This is a genomic window from Polaromonas sp. P3_C2 (assembly GCF_056402675.1).
Map to the genome: position 1 here is coordinate 1 of NZ_JBFUGX010001075.1, position 899 is coordinate 899.

An 899-nucleotide genomic window follows, 5' to 3' on the forward strand; every position below is an offset into this window, starting at 1 on the left:
CGCCGGTGCCGGCAGCGTCGCTGTCGCTGGCCAGCTCTTCGTCGCTGTAGGCACCTAGCGTGTCGCTGCCGGTGTCTGAACTGTCGCCCGGGCCGAGCGACTGTGTGTCTTTTCCGCGCATCCACTGTTCGGGCGGAATGCTGCCACCCGCAATGCTGCTTTTTGCCATGCTGTGCCTTCTTTCATGCTTGTACCGGCGCGAACCACGCGCAATGACGATGGGAAAGGCGCCAACCGCCGCCCCTTGAGATGGCGCTATTTTTTACCCAGGTACTGGCGCACGGCGGAGGCTGAATTGCCGACAGCCTTGACGGCGTCGCGCAGTTGCTGCTCGGTGCAACCCAGGGTTTTGGTCCAGTCGCGAACCTCATAGTCCTGCCCCAGGGCGATGAACCTGCGGTCCACAGCGGTTTCAGTTGTATCGTCAGCCATGACGCATCTCCTAGGGAAAAAACGAATGCTAGGACGAAATGTCTGGGGTAACCTGTAGGACAAAACCCGTCACGCAGGCAGTCCGTCTTCCGCTGCCGGCTGACATCTCCAGGTGCATGCCATGTCACTTCCACCGGATTTCAAGCCTTCAGACTTTTCCATCGGCTCCATCAGYGACCGCCAGCTCGTGAACCTGGCCAAGCTGGCCGGTGCCATGACGGAAGGCGACGCGCTGACGCCGGAGCTGCAGGAATTCACCCTGCTGATCATGGAAAAGTGCGCCGACATCGGCGACAAGTACAAAAGCCAGAAACACGGGCGCACCGCCGGCGACGAGATTCGCGCCCTGTTCGGGGTTTACTGACCACCCTGTGGGCGGCAGACCCACGCCGCCGTCCCTGTCAATTTGCTACCAAATTAATAGCTGCTTGCGCTTATCCCTATTGGGCTGAAGGCCAGTTTGATGC

2 protein-coding genes are annotated in these 899 nt (G+C 60.1%); one reads left to right on the plus strand and one right to left on the minus strand.

Annotated features, from left to right (window positions below; genetic code table 11):
* Nucleotides 1-255: 255 nt before the first annotated feature.
* Complete coding sequence (locus tag AC1DWI_RS24690) at nucleotides 256-432, minus strand: DUF3606 domain-containing protein (RefSeq protein WP_477668191.1); 177 nt, start codon at nucleotides 430-432, stop codon at nucleotides 256-258.
* A 121-nt stretch (nucleotides 433-553) separates the two neighbouring features.
* On the opposite strand from AC1DWI_RS24690, the gene AC1DWI_RS24695 reads away from it, so the two are divergent.
* The gene (locus AC1DWI_RS24695) at nucleotides 554-796 is read left to right on the plus strand and encodes a hypothetical protein (RefSeq protein ID WP_477648985.1); all 243 of its coding nucleotides are present in this window, start codon (nucleotides 554-556) and stop codon (nucleotides 794-796) included.
* The last annotated feature ends 103 nt before the right edge of the window (nucleotides 797-899 follow it).